Source organism: Novosphingobium sp. BL-S-20 (assembly GCF_055521635.1).
In genome coordinates, this window is the sequence record NZ_CM145494.1 from 2,097,849 (window position 1) to 2,113,992 (window position 16,144).

General features: G+C 63.6%; 13 protein-coding genes, 1 tRNA gene and 2 pseudogenes. 5 read left to right on the forward strand and 11 right to left on the reverse strand.

All coding sequences use genetic code 11. The features are described from left to right. Nucleotides 1-531: 531 nt before the first annotated feature. Nucleotides 532-1,632 carry a branched-chain amino acid aminotransferase gene (locus ACZ1II_RS17480; protein ID WP_465144882.1) on the forward strand — a complete coding sequence of 367 codons (1,101 nt, stop codon included), beginning with the start codon at nucleotides 532-534 and terminating at the stop codon, nucleotides 1,630-1,632. Nucleotides 1,633-1,692: 60 nt separating this feature from the next. On the opposite strand, the gene ACZ1II_RS17485 is transcribed toward ACZ1II_RS17480, so the two are convergent. Further along, on the reverse strand, nucleotides 1,693-2,334 hold the full coding sequence (locus tag ACZ1II_RS17485; protein WP_465144883.1) for a TetR/AcrR family transcriptional regulator: 642 nt from the start codon (nucleotides 2,332-2,334) through the stop codon (nucleotides 1,693-1,695). A gap of 203 nt (nucleotides 2,335-2,537) precedes the next feature. Here ACZ1II_RS17485 and yghU point away from each other — a divergent pair, with 203 nt between their 5' ends. Further along, nucleotides 2,538-3,386: a glutathione-dependent disulfide-bond oxidoreductase gene (yghU, locus tag ACZ1II_RS17490; protein WP_465144884.1), complete on the forward strand. Its 849-nt coding sequence runs from the start codon at nucleotides 2,538-2,540 to the stop codon at nucleotides 3,384-3,386. Nucleotides 3,387-3,472: 86 nt separating this feature from the next. Continuing rightward, a tRNA-Gln gene (locus tag ACZ1II_RS17495) sits at nucleotides 3,473-3,547 on the forward strand. A 174-nt stretch (nucleotides 3,548-3,721) separates the two neighbouring features. On the opposite strand, the pseudogene ACZ1II_RS17500 reads toward ACZ1II_RS17495, so the two are convergent. Then, nucleotides 3,722-4,255: pseudogene (locus ACZ1II_RS17500) on the reverse strand (tyrosine-type recombinase/integrase); the annotation flags it as partial. A gap of 57 nt (nucleotides 4,256-4,312) precedes the next feature. Between ACZ1II_RS17500 and ACZ1II_RS17505 the strand changes: the two are divergent. Then, entirely contained in the window at nucleotides 4,313-4,906 is a 594-nt protein-coding gene (locus ACZ1II_RS17505) for a site-specific integrase (RefSeq protein ID WP_465144885.1), read from the forward strand. A 154-nt stretch (nucleotides 4,907-5,060) separates the two neighbouring features. Here ACZ1II_RS17505 and ACZ1II_RS17510 read toward each other — a convergent pair whose 3' ends face one another. The 8 genes from ACZ1II_RS17510 to ACZ1II_RS17545 all read right to left on the reverse strand — a co-directional run bounded on the left by ACZ1II_RS17510 (nucleotide 5,061) and on the right by ACZ1II_RS17545 (nucleotide 13,954). Continuing rightward, on the reverse strand, nucleotides 5,061-5,690 hold the full coding sequence (locus tag ACZ1II_RS17510; protein WP_465144886.1) for a hypothetical protein: 630 nt from the start codon (nucleotides 5,688-5,690) through the stop codon (nucleotides 5,061-5,063). Nucleotide 5,691: 1 nt separating this feature from the next. Then, nucleotides 5,692-6,420, reverse strand: a complete 729-nt coding sequence (locus ACZ1II_RS17515) for a HupE/UreJ family protein (RefSeq protein ID WP_465144887.1) — start codon at nucleotides 6,418-6,420, stop codon at nucleotides 5,692-5,694. Nucleotides 6,421-6,428: 8 nt separating this feature from the next. Further along, on the reverse strand, nucleotides 6,429-6,812 hold the full coding sequence (locus ACZ1II_RS17520; RefSeq protein ID WP_465144888.1) for a hypothetical protein: 384 nt from the start codon (nucleotides 6,810-6,812) through the stop codon (nucleotides 6,429-6,431). 53 nt (nucleotides 6,813-6,865) lie between these two features. Next, a complete protein-coding gene (locus tag ACZ1II_RS17525) occupies nucleotides 6,866-7,621 on the reverse strand; it encodes a DUF4198 domain-containing protein (RefSeq protein WP_465144889.1) in 756 nt (251 codons plus the stop codon). Nucleotides 7,622-7,812: 191 nt separating this feature from the next. After that, a complete protein-coding gene (locus tag ACZ1II_RS17530) occupies nucleotides 7,813-11,049 on the reverse strand; it encodes an efflux RND transporter permease subunit (RefSeq protein ID WP_465144890.1) in 3,237 nt (1,078 codons plus the stop codon). Further along, nucleotides 11,046-12,209: an efflux RND transporter periplasmic adaptor subunit gene (locus tag ACZ1II_RS17535; RefSeq protein ID WP_465144891.1), complete on the reverse strand. Its 1,164-nt coding sequence runs from the start codon at nucleotides 12,207-12,209 to the stop codon at nucleotides 11,046-11,048. Before ACZ1II_RS17535 ends, ACZ1II_RS17530 begins: the two co-directional genes overlap by 4 nt. After that, nucleotides 12,206-13,474, reverse strand: a complete 1,269-nt coding sequence (locus ACZ1II_RS17540) for a TolC family protein (RefSeq protein ID WP_465144892.1) — start codon at nucleotides 13,472-13,474, stop codon at nucleotides 12,206-12,208. Before ACZ1II_RS17540 ends, ACZ1II_RS17535 begins: the two co-directional genes overlap by 4 nt. A 57-nt stretch (nucleotides 13,475-13,531) precedes the next feature. Beyond that, nucleotides 13,532-13,954, reverse strand: coding sequence for a hypothetical protein (locus ACZ1II_RS17545; RefSeq protein WP_465144893.1), 423 nt, complete (start codon nucleotides 13,952-13,954; stop codon nucleotides 13,532-13,534). A 378-nt stretch (nucleotides 13,955-14,332) separates the two neighbouring features. On the opposite strand from ACZ1II_RS17545, the pseudogene ACZ1II_RS17550 reads away from it, so the two are divergent. Then, a pseudogene (locus ACZ1II_RS17550) lies at nucleotides 14,333-14,625 on the forward strand (ATP-binding protein); the annotation flags it as partial. Between the two features lie 260 nt (nucleotides 14,626-14,885). On the opposite strand, the gene ACZ1II_RS17555 reads toward ACZ1II_RS17550, so the two are convergent. Further along, nucleotides 14,886-15,983, reverse strand: coding sequence for an ROK family transcriptional regulator (locus ACZ1II_RS17555; protein ID WP_465144894.1), 1,098 nt, complete (start codon nucleotides 15,981-15,983; stop codon nucleotides 14,886-14,888). Between the last annotated feature and the right edge of the window lie 161 nt (nucleotides 15,984-16,144).

Consider the following 16,144-nt stretch of genomic DNA (forward strand, 5'->3'; position numbering starts at 1 on the left):
CCGAAGTCCGGCCGCTCGGTGCAATATCCAGTGCGGCAACCTTGGCTCAACAGCGCGAAAGGAGGTGATCCGATGTCTCATGGTTCAGCAGAGAGGTCGGCAATTTCCGTCGCGAGGCATTATCGCTAAATTCTGATGAAGCGATAAAGGCTTTCGCTGGCGGCACTTCCCGGCCGCTGACCATGCGAAGGGCCGCACCGGGCAACCGGGGCGGCCCTTCTCATTTGAGCTTCCTTTTTTAGAGCGCCGCCTCCGGTGAGCGCCCGCCCTTCCGGGTCGCGACAAGAAAACCTCCGAAAGGCTCATCCCGCGCATCCCGAAAGGCGAATTTCGCACTGGTCCTTCGCGAATTCTCGACGCAAAGGCATTCTGCCAACGCCTCCTCGTTCAGGGCCTTTCTGGCAATCATGTTTGCCTCACCCCAGCGGCGTGGTAATGCTATAAAAGCGTGTATCAAAATTACTTTTCGGTTGTCATGGGTGTAATTTTCATTCAACGAGCGCCGGAAACGCACAATAGAGGACTAGTTCGATGGCGACGCTCGCCGATGCCGGCCTGACTTTCACGACTTTGCCCCACCCTTCGCCTGCCAGTGCGGAGCACCGTGAGGGCGTACTTGCCAACCCCGGCTTCGGCACGAACTTCTCCGATCACATGGTGACGATCGAGTGGACCGAAGGCCAGGGCTGGCACGATGCCGTCGTCGGCCCGCGCCAGCCGATCGCGCTCGATCCCGCTGCATCGGTGCTTCACTATGCGCAGGAAATCTTCGAAGGCCTCAAGGCCTACAAGCAGGCCGACGGCTCGATCGCCCTGTTCCGCCCCGAAGCCAACGCCGCCCGCTTCAACCAGTCGGCCCAGCGTCTCGCCATGCCCGAACTGCCCGAAGCGCTTTTCGTCGAGGCGATCGAACGCCTGGTGAAGCTCGACAGCGCCTGGATTCCGGCAGCCGAAGGCGCTTCGCTCTATCTGCGCCCCTTCATGATCGCCACCGAGGCCTTCCTCGGCGTGCGCCCGGCCAAGCAGTACAAGTTCATCGTCATCGCCAGCCCGGCGGGCAACTACTTCAAGTCCGGCGCCCCGGCCGTCTCGATCTGGGTTTCGGACTACACCCGCGCGGCCCCCGGCGGCACCGGCGCGGCCAAGTGCGGCGGCAACTACGCCGCCAGCCTCGTGCCCCAGGCCGAAGCCATCTCGCGCGGCCATGACCAGGTCGTCTTCCTCGACGCCGCCGAGCACAAGTGGATCGAGGAACTGGGCGGCATGAACCTCTACTTCGTGTTCGAGGACGGCACCCTGCTGACCCCCGCCCTCACCGGCACGATCCTGCCCGGCATCACCCGCGACAGCCTGCTGCAACTCGCCCGCGAAGAAGGCCTGAAAGTCGAGGAAGGCAAATACAGCCTGGACCAGTGGCGCGACGATGCCACCTCGGGCAAGCTCATCGAGACTTTCGCCTGCGGCACCGCTGCGGTCGTCACCTCGGTCGGCAAGGTCTCGGGCCGCGACGGCGAATTCGTGATCGGCTCCGGCGGTCCCGGCCAGCTTACCGCCAAGCTCAAGAACCGTCTGGTCTCGATCCAACGTGGCGAAGCTGCGGATACCCATGGCTGGATTCGCAAGATCTCGTAAGAAAACAAAAATGCCGGGGGCCGCGCGGTTCCCGGCATTCTTCCGTCGAAGCACCTTCCATCAACGTCCCGGCGTCACTCCGATCAGACGGAGCATCGCGTTCTGCGTCCGCGACAGGCGGTCGACTGCCTCATCCAGCGACAGGTCCGGACGCACGCTGCTGCGATAGACACGCGGGCCGATCATCGCCCAGGTCAACAAGAACGTAGCGAAAGCCTCGGCATCCATTTCCGCTGCCTCCCCGTTCTCGCCGAACTGCACGCGCAGACCTTCCACAAGAGCATCCCAACGCGGATAACGCGCAGCGACAGATCCCGAGGCCAGGAATTCCTCGGTCCAGAGCGCAACGACTTCCGGCTTTTCAAGCACGAAACGCGTGAGGAAACGCGTTCGGCTTTCCGTCGGATCGGATGGTGCGAAGGCTGCTGCGAGCTGATTGGCCGACCATTCCCGCACCGCGGCGAGGAGCGCCTCACGGCTGTCGAAATGATAATAGACTGTGGTGCGATTAACCCCGGCCTCACGCGCCACCTCGGAAAGCGACAAGGCTTCCGTGCCCTTCTCCGACATCAGCCGCACAGCCGTGTCGATCAATAATACGTGAGTCTCCTGAAAGCCCTTGTTGCGCCGACGCGAAGGTTGCCGCCGTCCCACTGGAGTGCCCCCGATTGGAGCGCTCGGCGCGTCGATGGTCTTGGTCATTCGTCTTCCTGACTGATCTTCCCGTGCGACACTACCGTCGCAAACATACTAGATAATTGATTTAAAATGATATTCGCAAAAGTCGCGCGTTGGGGCAAGGGATATGTAGTTCGCGTCCCACCCATCGCCACGAATTGCGCGGCGGGCTTGTTCCCGCCCCGCCCGCTTCCTAGATTTGCGCGCAAGACATCAAGGAGTTGCTCATGGCCGATCTTACCTACACGCCGCCCAAAGTCTGGACCTGGGACAGGGGTAACGGCGGCGAATGGGCCAGCATCAACCGGCCGATATCCGGCGCGACGCACGACAAAGAACTGCCACGCGGCGAACACCCGCTGCAACTCTACTCGCTGGGTACTCCCAATGGGCAGAAGGTCACGATCATGCTGGAGGAACTTCTGGCAGCCGGTGTGGCGGAAGCGGAATACGACGCCTGGCTGATCAATATCGGTGAAGGTGAGCAGTTCGGTTCGGGCTTCGTGTCGATCAATCCGAATTCGAAGATTCCCGCCTTGCTCGATCATTCGGGCGACGCGCCGGTCCGCGTATTCGAATCGGGCGCTATCTTGCTCTATCTTGCCGAGAAGTTCGGAAAGTTCGTGCCTGCCAGCTATAACGAACGTGCGGAATGCCTGTCCTGGCTGATGTGGCAAATGTCGACCGCCCCGCTGATCGGCGGCGGCTTCGGCCACTTCTACGCCTACGCCCCTGAAAAGTACGAATACCCGATCAACCGCTACGCGATGGAAACCAAGCGCCTCCTCGACGTGGCCGACAAGCGCCTGGGCGAGACACGCTATCTGGCCGGCCCCGACTACACGATTGCCGATATCGCCGCTTATGGCTGGTTCGGCGGCTTCGTACGCGGCGATGCTTATGGCGATGCCGCGACATTCCTGGACGTACCGAGCTACAAGAACCTGATCCGCTGGGGCGAGGAAGTGGGCGAACGCGAACCCGTGAAGCGCGGCCGCATCGTCAACCGCAACGGCGAGGGTTTCGTGCGCGAGCGGCACAGCGCGGCCGACATCGACGCGGTATTGACGCCCTGATCGCACGAGGTTGAAACCGGCGCTGGAAAACTCTTCGATAAGGGCTTTTCAGCGCCGGCATTAGCCGCTAAGCGCGCACTCCCTGCTGGGGCGTCGCCAAGTGGTAAGGCACCGGTTTTTGGTACCGGCATTCGCAGGTTCGAATCCTGCCGCCCCAGCCAGCAGACTTCCGCGATTAGCGAAGAAATCAAGCCTCGGCACAAATTTCCGTTCCGCACTTCGTTCCGCAATTCAAACACGATTGGCCTCCAGTTTCGCCACCGCCGACACGCGGCCGCGCGAGGCCTCGCCTGATAGCGGTCGAGCATGTCGTTGACGGTTTTTCCGGTCCAACCGAGCATCGTCGCTATTTGTGACGGCGTGCATCCGGCGTCTGCGAGTTTGGTGCAGGTCGTGCCTCGTAGGTCGTGGAAATGCAGGTCATCTAGCCCCGCCGCTAGTGTTACAAGGCGCCACTCGCGCATGAAAAGGATCAGACGCGGGTCCGTGCGCCATGGCTTGCCGTTGGCCATCGTCAGGATCGTCGTCGCCCGGCACGTCTCCGCATCAAGAACGGCTTTGAGTTCCGAATAGACGGGCATGTTGACCAGGCGCTTACGCTTGCCCTGCCGGAAGATGATGCGCCCACCCTTGTACGAAGACCACGACAGCTTGAGCAGGTCGCTCTGCCGCTGGCTGGTCCACAAGGCGAGTTCCAGCACAACCTTCAGTTCGTGAGGCGTTGGCGCGTCGCGTGGTTGTGCGAGATCATGCCGCGATCGCGCGCCCACTCCAAGATGATTCGCAGGACACCGAAAGTCGCATCGGTCTGGCGGGGTGATGATTTCGCCAGCCCCTGTTTTCGCCGGCCAGCGACTATGAGCTGGCACCTACCAACCAGCCTTCAACGACCGATTATCCCTTGGGATCAGTCCCGTTCGAAGATAATGCGGACAATCCGCTGCCACCTTGTCAACCTGCCCTGCCTGAACGCGGCGTGCCGGTTCGAGAGCGTGCAGGCGCGGCGACGGACAAAACCGCCCGCCGATCAGGCCCGCATGCTGTTCCAACTCCCGTCCTGGAAAGGCTTTGACAACCTCGCGCGGCGCAACCGGCCGGGATCGCGGATCGTCCATGACGCCGGATACTGGCTTCCGCTCCTGGCGCACCACACCGGGGCACGTCGAAATGAACTCGCCAAACTCATGCTGACCGACATCGACATTGAGAATCACATTCCCGACCTGCGGATCGATGCGACCGCTCCCGGCCGGATCAAAACCCCGCGCTCGAAAGGGTTTATCCGACCGCCGGTGAAATCATCCGGCTTGGGTTCCTCAAATACGTTGCCGCCGTCCGGCACGACGGAAAGCGCCTGCTGTTCCTCGATCTTGTCCCGGGTACGCAAAGCCAGACGATGGGCGACATCTACTCCAAGCGCTACTGGCGCGCCGTGGCCCGGCAACTCCCATTTCCTAAGCCCGGACAAGCGCGATTCATGCCTTCCGGCACCTGCGGTGCCGGAAAGCATGACGACATGAACGCAATGTTCGCGAACAGTCGCAATCCGGTCCGCCCAGCCGGACAGGCGAGTTGAACCGGATCACAATCTCGTTACGACCAGCATCTGCCCCAAATGATCAAGCTCCGTATTGCGCGATTACGGGCCATTTTCAGGCAGACCGGCGCTACAGCTTACTCTTCACCCGGTCGGAACAGGTCCTTGTAGAACCCGTTCGTCTTCACGGTGATAGTCACGGGCGTATCGCCCTTGTTGCGCCAGTACCAGCCGTGGGTTCCTTCGAACGGCGCGGTGAAGTCACCCTTTGCCGAGGCGAGTTCGCGTTCCTTCCAGTAGCTGGTGAACTCGCCCTCGGCGGCGTTCGGGTGTTCGCCGTGCATGTCGACCTTGACCGGGCTGCTGGCCTTCCATTCGAAGACGAAGCTGTCTCCGGCATTCATGTGCGCCTTCACTTCCTTGCCGCTGTGCGGGGGAAGTTCGATGGTCATTTCGTCGCTGCGCATGGCCGAGGCGCGCTCGATAGTGGTGCGGCTTGGGAGAGCGGCGGCAGGCGCTGCCCCGGCTACCGGCGTTGCCGGTGCGGCTTCGGCATCGGATTCCGCCGTACCCGTGGCCATCCCGGCAATGCCGAGCATGCCGCCGATGCCGGTGGGGTCGATCCCGGCCTCGGCCGGAAGCACGCAAGTCACCAGCAGTACCGCGGCCACGGCTGCCGCGCCGAAACTCGCCTTGGCCAGCGTCTTTGCCGGAACCTGGATCGAGGACGGCGGCACGAGATTGGGATTGAAGGTCTGGGCCGTCATGTCAGGCTCCCTTGGTGAAATAGCCGGTGAGCTGGAAGCCCACGAGGACGAAGCCCGCGCACATCAACGCGGCATTGGCGGTGATGGCGCTGCGGCGGAAGCTGGGGGTGAGCCGCCAGAGGTTCATCGCGATCAGGATCAGCGACAGTGCCATGAGCTGGCCCATCTCGACCCCCACGTTGAAGGCCACGAGGTTCGGCACGAGGCCGTCGCGCGAAAGCGTCAGGTCCTGCAGCTTGGTCGCCAGGCCGAAGCCGTGGAAGAAACCGAAGATCAGCACTGCCGCCTTGGGATTGGGCGAAAAACCGAAGACCGTCTTGAACCCGCCCAGATTGTCGAAGGCCTTGTAGGCCACCGAAAGCCCGATCACGGCATCGACGATGTAGGGATTGGCGCGGATGTCGAAGATCACACCCAGCAGCAGCGTGGTGCTGTGACCGATGGCGAAGAGCGTGACGTAGGCGCCCACGTCCTTCATCCGATAGAGGAAGAAGATCACGCCGCAGAGGAACAGCAGGTGGTCGTAGCCGGTCACCATGTGCTTGGCGCCGAGGTACATGTAGGGGATGATGTTCACCCCCGAGGTGCCCTGGATGAAGGCCGCGTCGTTTTCGGCGACGCCGTGGGCCTGGGCCGCCGAAGCGATGAGTGCGAGGCCGAGCGCGGCGATGAACGCCGCGCCCGTTGCCGCCCATCCTGTCGGTCTTCCCGGCATGAGGGATGCTGCCATGCCCATCGTCAATTGACGGTGAAGGAGGCAAAGGTCTTGGCCTGATCGCGCTTGTTGACGAGGGCGACGACGACCTTGGCACCCTTGGGTGCCACGAGACCGGGCGCCGAGAAGCGATTGCCGCCGGCAGGCGCGAGGGCAACCGAGGTCTTCTTGCCGGCCACGGTCACGGTCGCCTTGGCGTCGAATTCGGAAGCGGCAACCGGCTCGTCTTCCTCGGTGACGAAGAAGCTCACGCCCTTGGGACCCTTGACCAGTTCGACGAGAATCTCGCCGGACATGGCGACGATGCCGCCGTGCTGGGGCTTCATGCTGCCATGAGCGAAGCTGGCAACCGGGGCGGAAAGGACGAGGGACGCTGCGAGCAGGGCAGCCATGCGCTTGGTGTTCATCGGGAAGAATCCTGTTTGTTCAAGTGAATTGGGCAGATGGATCGGGGAAACCGTCACTCGGGCAGATGCGGCAGCACGAAGGAGAGCGAGGCGCGGTGCTCCAGCTGCTGGTACTTGGCGGGATTGTCGGTGGGGCTGACGAAGATCGCCATCAGCACGTTGATGCCCTGGTTGCGCACCTTGACGGTGGCATAGCCGTCGGCATCGGTCTTGACCGGCACTTCGTCGGGATCGTTGACGTAATCGGTCATGACCTGTGCCCCGGCGGCGGGCTTGCCGGCGTAGTAGACGCGGACCTTCATCGGCATACCCAGCTTCTGCGGGATATCGGTGCCAACCGGGACAAGTTGCAGCGTCTGGCCGGGCAGCAGGGGAACCTGCTTGGTCGGCATGCGGGTCAGGTGGACGGCATACTTGAAGTTGTGCTCACTGAGGCCCGCGTTCGGCACTTCGTCGCGGCCCTTGTTGTGGAATTCGCCGGAGGCATCCTTGGTCCAGATACCGTAGTCCATGACGGCGGCCACTGCGCTGACCGGCTCATCGCTGTCCACGACCGGGATGGCACCGGCATCGCGCAGCTTGATATCGACGGGGTTCCAGTCCTCGTCATAGCCCTTGACCAGCGTCAGCTTGCTTTCGCGCGCAACCGCATCGAGATCGTCGGCACCCACGCCGTAGATCAGCGCCAGCTGGCGGGCGCGCTGGGCGAACCAGATTCCATGCGCCTGGGCGGGCAGCACGGCGGCCACGCTGGTCGCCGCCGCGAGTGCGAGGACGGAGGCACGAATGACGTTCCTGTAAGATACCATGGCTTATTCTCCTTGAACCCGTTGAGAGCAGGCTGACCTGTTTGCTCGGTCGATTGCCCTGTTGTGCAGCTTCGGATCGGCACGGAAATTTGAAATCCTGTGCCTTGATGGTGTAACATTTCGTGTCTGGACGGACCGGGAATCGGTGCGAAAAGCGGGCCTGCGCGGCGCCTGAAAAGCCGCTTTGCAGGTCATGCCTGCAGCCCTTCGATCGGCGCCGGATTCTGCCTGTGACCGGCACTTCCGCGCCGAGCGACCAGTGCGGTTATCGCCGGAAGAACCAGCAAGGTCAGGACCGTGCAGGTGATCAGTCCCCCGATCACGACAGTGGCGAGCGGGCGCTGCACTTCCGCGCCGGTGCCGGTCGCCAGCGCCATCGGCACGAAGCCGAGGCTGGCGACCAGCGCGGTCATCAGGACCGGCCGGACACGCTCCATGGCGCCGCCGACGATCGCCTCGTCCGCAGCCACGCCGTCGTCCGTCCGCTTGCGGATCGCGCTCATCATGACGAGGCCGTTGAGCACGGCGACGCCCGACAGCGCGATGAAGCCGACCGCCGCCGTGATCGAGAACGGGATGCCCCGCAGCAGCAGCGCGAAGACACCGCCCGCCAGCGCCATCGGCACGGCGCTGAACACGATCGCCGCCCGGCCGAGACCGCCCAGCGCCATGGTGAGCAGCGCGAAGATCGCCGCGAAGCAGACCGGCACGACCAGCAGAAGACGAAGCCGCGCGGATTGGAGGCTTTCGAAGGTGCCGCCCCAGTCGGTGTACATTCCGGAAGGGAGCGACATCTCGCCGATCCTGTCCTGCGCCTCGGCCACGAAACCGCCGAGATCGCGGCCGCGCACATTGACCTGTACGACGACCATGCGCTTGCCGTTCTCGCGGCTGATCTGGTTGAGCCCCTGCGTATAGGCGAACCGCGCGACTTCCCGGAGCGGGATGGAACCCGCGTTCCGGCCATCGCTCGCCGGGAGCATGACCGGGATCGACCCCAGGGTTTCCAGATCGTCACGCTGCGCGTCGGGCAGGCGCACCACCACCGAGAAGCGGCGGTCGCCCTCGAACAGCAGACCGGCTTCCCGGCCGCCCAGAGCCGCCGCAACTGTATTGGCGACATCCTCGACCGTAAGGCCGTAGCGGGCCGCCGCCTGGCGGTCGATCCTGACGTCGAACGTCGGCGCGCCCGAGGTCTGCTCGGTGCTGACATCGCCGGCGCCGGGGATCTTGCGCAGAACAGCGGCGATCCTGCGGGCCTGCTCGCTCATCTGGTCGAGGTCGTCGCCATAGAGCTTGACCGCAACGTCGGCGCGAACACCGGCGATCAATTCGTTGAAGCGCATCTGGATCGGCTGCTGGATTTCGGTCCGGTTGCCGACCATCGGTTTCATCTTCGCTTCGATTCGCTTGAGGATGTCCTCCTTCGTCTTGACCTCGGCGGGCCATTCGCTCTCGGGCTTGGGGATCACGTACGTGTCCGAGGCGTTCGGCGGCATCGGGTCGGTGCCGAGGTCGGCATTGCCGTTCTTGGAAAAGACCAGCGCCACTTCCGGCAGCGTCTTCAGCGCATCCTCGATGCGAAGCTGCATCTGCGTCGACTGGTCGATCGAAGCCGAAGGCACACGGAAGTTGGTGACGGTGATGTCCTTCTCGTCGAGCTGGGGCATGAACTCCTCGCCCAGCAGTCCGAATGCCAGCACCGCGGCCAGGAAGATGCCCGCGCCGCCGAACACGAAGGGCAGCGGACGCGCCACGGCCCTGACGAGCAGCGGCTCGTACTTTTCCTTGAACCAGCGGATCGGTTTCACTTCGATCTCGCTGACCTTGCCGGTGATCAGCAGCGCGATCATGGCGGGCACGAAGGTAAGCGAGAGGACGAAGGCGGAAGCCAGCGCGATCATCAAGGTGATCGCCATCGGTGCGAACGTCTTGCCCTCCACGCCCTGGAAGGTGAGCAGCGGAATGAAGACGAGGAAGATGATGAGCTGGCCATAGACGGTCGGCCGGATCATTTCCTGCGCGGCGAGGTTAGTCTCCTCCATGCGCTCGCTGCGGTTTAGCAGCCTGCCTTCGTGCTCCTGCCGTTCGGCAAGCCGCCGCAGCGCGTTTTCGACGATGATGACCGCGCCGTCGACGATCAGGCCGAAGTCCAGAGCGCCGAGACTCATGAGATTGCCGGAGACGCCGAGGCCGTTCATGCCGGTCGCCGTCATCAGCATGGTGACCGGGATCACCGCCGCGGTGATGAGCGCGGCCCGGATGTTGCCGAGCAGCACGAACAGCACGACGATGACGAGCAGCGCGCCCTCGATGAGGTTCTTCTCGACGGTGGCGATGGTCGCATTGACGAGCTTTGAGCGGTTGTAGACCGGCTCGGCGAAGACATCTGGCGGCAGCGACTTGTTTACTTGCGTGAGCTTGTCTGCAGCACTGTTGGCGACGATCCGGCTGTTCTCGCCGGTGAGCATCAGCACGGTCGAGATGACCGCCTCCGAACCCATGCGGCTGCCCGATCCGGTGCGCACCGCGCCGCCGATCACGACCTGCCCGACATCCCGGACGCGGACGGGCACGCCCTGCCGCGAGGCGACGACGGCCTCCTGGATATCCTCGATGGATTTGAGACGCGCGTCGGCACGGACCAGGAAGCTCTCGCCCGCCCGGCGCACATAGTTCGATCCGGCAGAGAGATTGGCTTTCTCAAGCGCATCGGCAAGTTCGGTGATCGAGATGCCGTAGGAGGTCAGCGCTGCGAGGTTCGGCTCGACCAGATATTGCTTCACATAGCCGCCGTTGGAATCGACCCCGGCAACGCCTTGCACGTTGCGCATCTGCGGGCGGATGATCCAGTCCTGCACGGTGCGCAGATAGGCAGCCTTCGCCAGTTCCGTCGTCAGGCGCTCACCTTCCGGGGTGAGGTAGCTTCCGTCGGACTGCCAGCCGGGCTTGCCGTCCTCTGTCCTGATTCCCTTGCCGTCCGGATGCCGGAAGGCGACCGAATAGAAGAATATCTCGCCAAGACCGGTGCTGAGCGGCGCCAGATTGGGCTGTACGCCGACAGGCAGGCTGTCCTTGGCCTGTGCCAGCCGTTCGGTAACCTGTTGGCGCGCGAAGTAGATGTCGGTCGCGTCGGTGAAGACGGCCGTGACCTGGCTGAAGCCGTTGCGGGTGAGCGAACGGGTCATCGTCAGGCCGGGGATACCGGCAAGCGCCGTCTCCACCGGGAAGGTGACCTGCTTCTCCATGTCCACGGGTCCAAGCGTGGGGTTGAAGGTGTTGATCTGGACCTGGCGGTTGGTGACGTCGGGCACGGCATCGATGGGCAGCTTGGTCAGTTGCCACAGGCCGAACCCCGCCACTATCAGCGTCAGGAAGGCGACAAGCCATCGCCCCCTGATCGACAGGCTGAGAGTACGGGAAATCATTCGGCCGACTCCTTCTCCAGTTCGGCCTTGAGCAGGAAGGCATTGGTGGTGGCGATCGGCGTTCCCGCCTTCAGGCCCGAAGTGATCGCGACAAGGCCGCCGCTGCGGCTGCCGATCTGCACCGTCTGCGCCTTGAAGCCCTTGGGCGTGCGAATGAACACGACGGTCCGGCTGCCCGTGGTCTGGACCGCGTCCTGGGGCACCATGACACCCGATGACACCGTACCGCCGCTGGCAAAGATACGCGCCTGCACGAGCTGACCGGGCGCCAGCGCGCCTTGCGCACCGCTCGCTTCCAGAACCACCGTGGCCGCCCGGCTTTGGGTATCGACCACGCCGGTCGTCGAGCGCACGCGCCCTTCGATGACCTGCCCCTCAGCAATTGTGAGTTCTACCCGGTCACCCACGCGGATTCGTGCCGTATCGGTGGCCGGGACGCTGGCGGTGATCTGCAATTTGCGCGGATCGGCGACGCGGAAGAGTTCGGTCTCCGCAGCCACGAACTGGCCGAGGTTGGCCGAGGCCAGCGTCAGGCGACCGGAGACCGGGCTGACGACCATGACCGAGCGCCCGTCGCGCGAAATCCGGGCCGCGCCCGCCGCCGCGCGGGCGCGCTGGGCATCCGCACGCGCCACGGCAAGGTTCGCCTGCGCAGTGTCGTAGTCTGCACGCGGGCTGACGCCTTGAGCGAGCAGAGACTTCTCTCGGGAAAGCTGCCGATCGGCAAGCGTCACGCGGGCCGCCGCAGCTGCCTGATCGGCAGCGATGGCGGAGGCATCGCGGCTTTCGACGAGGGCGAGCGTCTCACCGGCCTGAACCGGATCGCCGATGCGCTTGAAAATGCGCGTGACGGTTCCCGGCGCCCGTGCCGTCAGCACGGCTTCGGCATCGGGTGTCGCCTCGATGGTGGCCGATGCCGGAATGGCGGAATCGAGCGCGCCCGAGGCCGCGGAGGCCACGCCGATCTGCGACTGCTTGATGCCCTCTGCGGTTATTTCCACCTCGTCGGTGGAAGCGGCTGGAGCAGCCTCTTCCCTATCCGCTTCGACCGTATCGATGGAGCCGCCCGGCCCAGTCAGACGCGCCGCCCCGAAACCGATCGCAGCCGCGGCAACCAGTGCGATCGCCGCACCGGCGTAAAGTCTATTCTTGTCGTTCATTGGACCGGTTCTCCGGTGATCGTGAGGCCCTGAAGGCGGGCAAGGCGGGCACGGGCTTCGAGGCGGGCCGTCGCGGCATCGAGAATGACACCGCGCGCGACGCCGAGACCGTGGCGGGCGTTCAGCAGTTCGATGAGTGGGGACTTGCCCGCCTCGTAGGCGATGCGGGCGAGCCGATAGGTCTCTTCCGCCGTTCCAAGCGTCCGTTCGGCGGAAGCAACCCGCGCATCCGCCGCCTCGTTCAGCGCCAGCGAGGTGGCGATCTCGGCCTGCATGTTCAGCAGGGTCGCTGAATCGCGTGCGGCAGCAGCACGAACGTCGGCCTCAGCGGCATCGATGTTGCCGCGGTTACGATCGAAGATCGGCAGCGGAACGCTGAGCCCGGCGACCAGGGCATTGGCCTTGTCGACCTCAAGCCGGCGAACGCCGAACGATGCCGTCACGTCCGGAATCGCCTGACGTCTTGCTGCCTTCAACCGCCTTTCCGCCGCTTCCTTCTCCGCTCTGGCGGCAAGATAGGGCGCGGTCTGCAGCGGATCGACGGGACCGTATCCGGCCTTCGGATCGAAACGGCCAAGCAGCGGTTCCGCCAGCTCCAGGAAGGCAGTGCTTTGTCCGGCCAGTGCCGAGAGCCTGGCATAGGCGCCCACGCGCTGGGCCTTGGCCATATCCACCTCGGCCCGCAGCGAATTGACCTCGGTCTCCGCCTGAAGGCTTCTGAGCCGTGCTTCCTTGCCGGCAGCGACCAGCGCCTTGGCCGCGCGCATGTCGGCTTCCGCTTCCTCGACTTCGTCCTCCGCGAGGTCGATCCGGCGATCGGCGATTTCCGCAGCGCCGTAAGCGAGCGCCAGATCGTAGGCATAGATCAGCCTGCCATCCCGCGTGCGCGCGACGGCGGCATCCACCCCTGCCTTGCCGGCAGCGATACGGGCCGAGCGCTTGCCGCCAAGCTCGATGGGCTGGTTCACCTGCAAGGTATTCTCGGACCGATCGAATTCGCTGTACGGGTTCTGGCCGGCAAAGTTCTCCGCCATCACGCTGACCGTGGGATTGGGGCGAGCGCGGGCCTGCAGGGCCAGCCCCTCGGCACGGTCGACCTCGGCTTCGAGTTCGATCCGGCGAGGCGCGTTTTCCGTCTCGCGAAACAGCTGGGCAAACGGCGGCGCCGTCTGCGCATGCGCATCCGTGTAGGCAAGGCCGGCGGCCACGCCCATCAGCCCGACCAGCGCTACACGTACGCGCTGTCGGCCGATAAAATCGGTCATTTTGGATAATTCCTCTGTTGTCTGATTTCCGCAGTGCGCCTCAGGGACGCGACGGAATCAGACCCGAGGAGGGCGCAGCAGGCCTTCTGGCGAAATGCCGGAAAGCGCGAAGCTCTTGCCGGCAAACCAGCTGATCAGGCGCACGTAAGTGCCAAACGTGATGTCCAGATTGGGCACCAGGCCAGTAAAGCCATGCACCATCGCATGGGTGGTATTGTGCATATCGGGAGCGGGAGAACCCTGTTTCTCACCCGAATCTGATGGCTGCTTTTCGAACTGAGCCTCATGATCATGATCATGATCGTGATGATGCTCCAGCAGCGCACCATCCGCGTCGGCGTCGTTATGGTGAAGCATGGAGGTGTGCCAGATCGACAGCGACAGGACGTTGGTCAGCGCCAGCAGTGCAAGCATCGCTCCGAGAACGAGGGAAAGCCTCGCCGGGTTACGATCATTGCCAAGGCAGGCGCGGACGAACATTCGGTACCGGATAACCTCAAGTGGGTGCTTCTACCACAAACCTGCGAAAAGTTCGTGCAGGGCTGGGCATCACTGCAGCTTTTTCCATCGTGGATGAAGACCGTCGATCACATAATCGTGAACGGCGCCCCCTTCCGGATGATCCTGCCGAAGATGTGCATGATCCAGGTATAATCTGCGGTGCTCGTGCCGGATCACGTCAGGACCGGCAGCCGACCAGACAATCATGGCAAGTGCGACACCCAACGCCGCAATCCCGCACATGGCCACAAAGGCGGAGGTGATCGACCAGCGGATAGCAGATCAGGCGGCGGACATAGCTTATGCAAACGGGGGAGCGAGAGTGCCGGATGATCTTCGGAGGTGGAAGGAGCGCTTGCCCGCGTCCGGTTCTACAATACCATCGACTTGGTAAACCTGCTCGAGCTTCTGATCCTCGACGAACTGGGGTATCTGCCATTCGCGCGCACCGGCGGCCAGTTGCCGTTCCACCTATCGGTCGCCTCTAAGAGCGTACATCGATCATCGTCACCGGCAACCTCGCCTTCGGCGAATGGCCCACCGTCTTCGGCTATGCCAAGATGATCGCGGCCTTGCTCGACCGGCTCACGCACCATTGCGACATCATCGAAACCGGCAACGAAGGCTGGCGCTTCAAGAGCCGCAATTGAGTCTGGCTCCGGGCAAAAAAGACGATGTACGCAGTTGCCGAACGTCTCCGGGCTACGCGCTTACGCCGTTCCGCAACGGCGTAAGCGCGCATCAAAACCACGGCCCCCATCGCTTTTCCAGCAATACGGCGAAAGCCGCGCCATCTCCTCATCCGTCAGCCAATATAGCTCGGTCATCCTCGGTCTTCTCACTGCGCCTGAATCAGATTGCAGTCCGCCAATCAATAGGTCCTGTGCCCTAGTAAAAACCTCGCATCGGCTCAGCGGGAGCGGACCGGAAAAAGCGCATCGCCAAGCGCTAGTGCCGCAGCCCCGGCCATGCCGGCACCGATCCCGAGTTGCGAGGTCCGCAAGATTGGTACGGGCAGGAACCGTCTCGTCGTCGCGCAGAAATCGGGCGTATCGAGCCGCGCGACGAGCGCTTCGCCGAAGCGTGGCGGGATGGCGCCGCCCACGATGATCGCTTCCGGATCGAATGCCCCAGCCAGAACACCGAGCGCGGGCCGCAATTGGTCGGCCGCGCGCGCGATCCACGCATCGATCACGGTTCGCCCCTCGTCGGCCACCATAGGAAGATCCGGCAGATCATCCACCGTCAGTCCTGCCGCGCGCAGTGTGTCCATAAGGTCCTGTCCCGAGGGGCGCACGGTACCGACCGGGAACGGCACGCCGAAGACCCCCGCATTGCCGTGGGCGCCCCGCACGAGCCGCCCGTCGACAACGACCCCGCCGCCCAGGCCGTAGTTCACATCGACGAAGAGGTAGTTGTCGAACGTCTTGGCCGCGCCCAGCAGATGCTCGCCCCAGGCGGCGCAGGCGCCGTCGTTTTCCACCAGGACCGGCACATCGAATTCGGGCTGGAGCAGGCTCGCGATATCGAGGTTGTCCCACTGCGGGAAGTAGGCTTGCGTGATCTGGCCCTGGCGGTTGAAGTATCCGGGGAACGAGAAGCCGATGCCGACGATCCGTTTTGCGATACGGCGATGGCGCCGCACCACCTTCTGGCGATACTTCCGCATGGCGGCAATGAGCCCGGACACCGTGAAATCGTCCAGAGTGATGGTTTCCGCCTTCTCCACCACGCCGCCAGTACCCAGCAAGCCGATCTCGATCCGACTGCGCCAGACTTTCACGCCGATCGCATAGGCGCCGTCAGCCGTCATCGTCACGCGGCGGACCGGCTGACCGCGCGCTCCATCGCGGCTGGGGGCTTCGGCTACGAGACCCTTTTCCATCAGCGCACGCACGATGTTGGTCGCTTGCGTGCGCGACATTGCGAGCCGTTCCGCGAGCATGATGCGGGAGGCTTCGCGCTCCAGCCAGATGATCTGGAGGGCGGCGCGTTCCGTCCCGTTCAACTGCAATGCGTTCTCGCCTGTCGCCATAGAGGACGGCACCTAGCGCATTTTTCCGGGCCTCGCGACACCTAAGCCGGTCCATAACAGGGACATTAAATAAGATTTGTGAATTTTATAAAAGTGTCATCGAACGCGCCTATCGGGACGGCGAACGGTTCCCC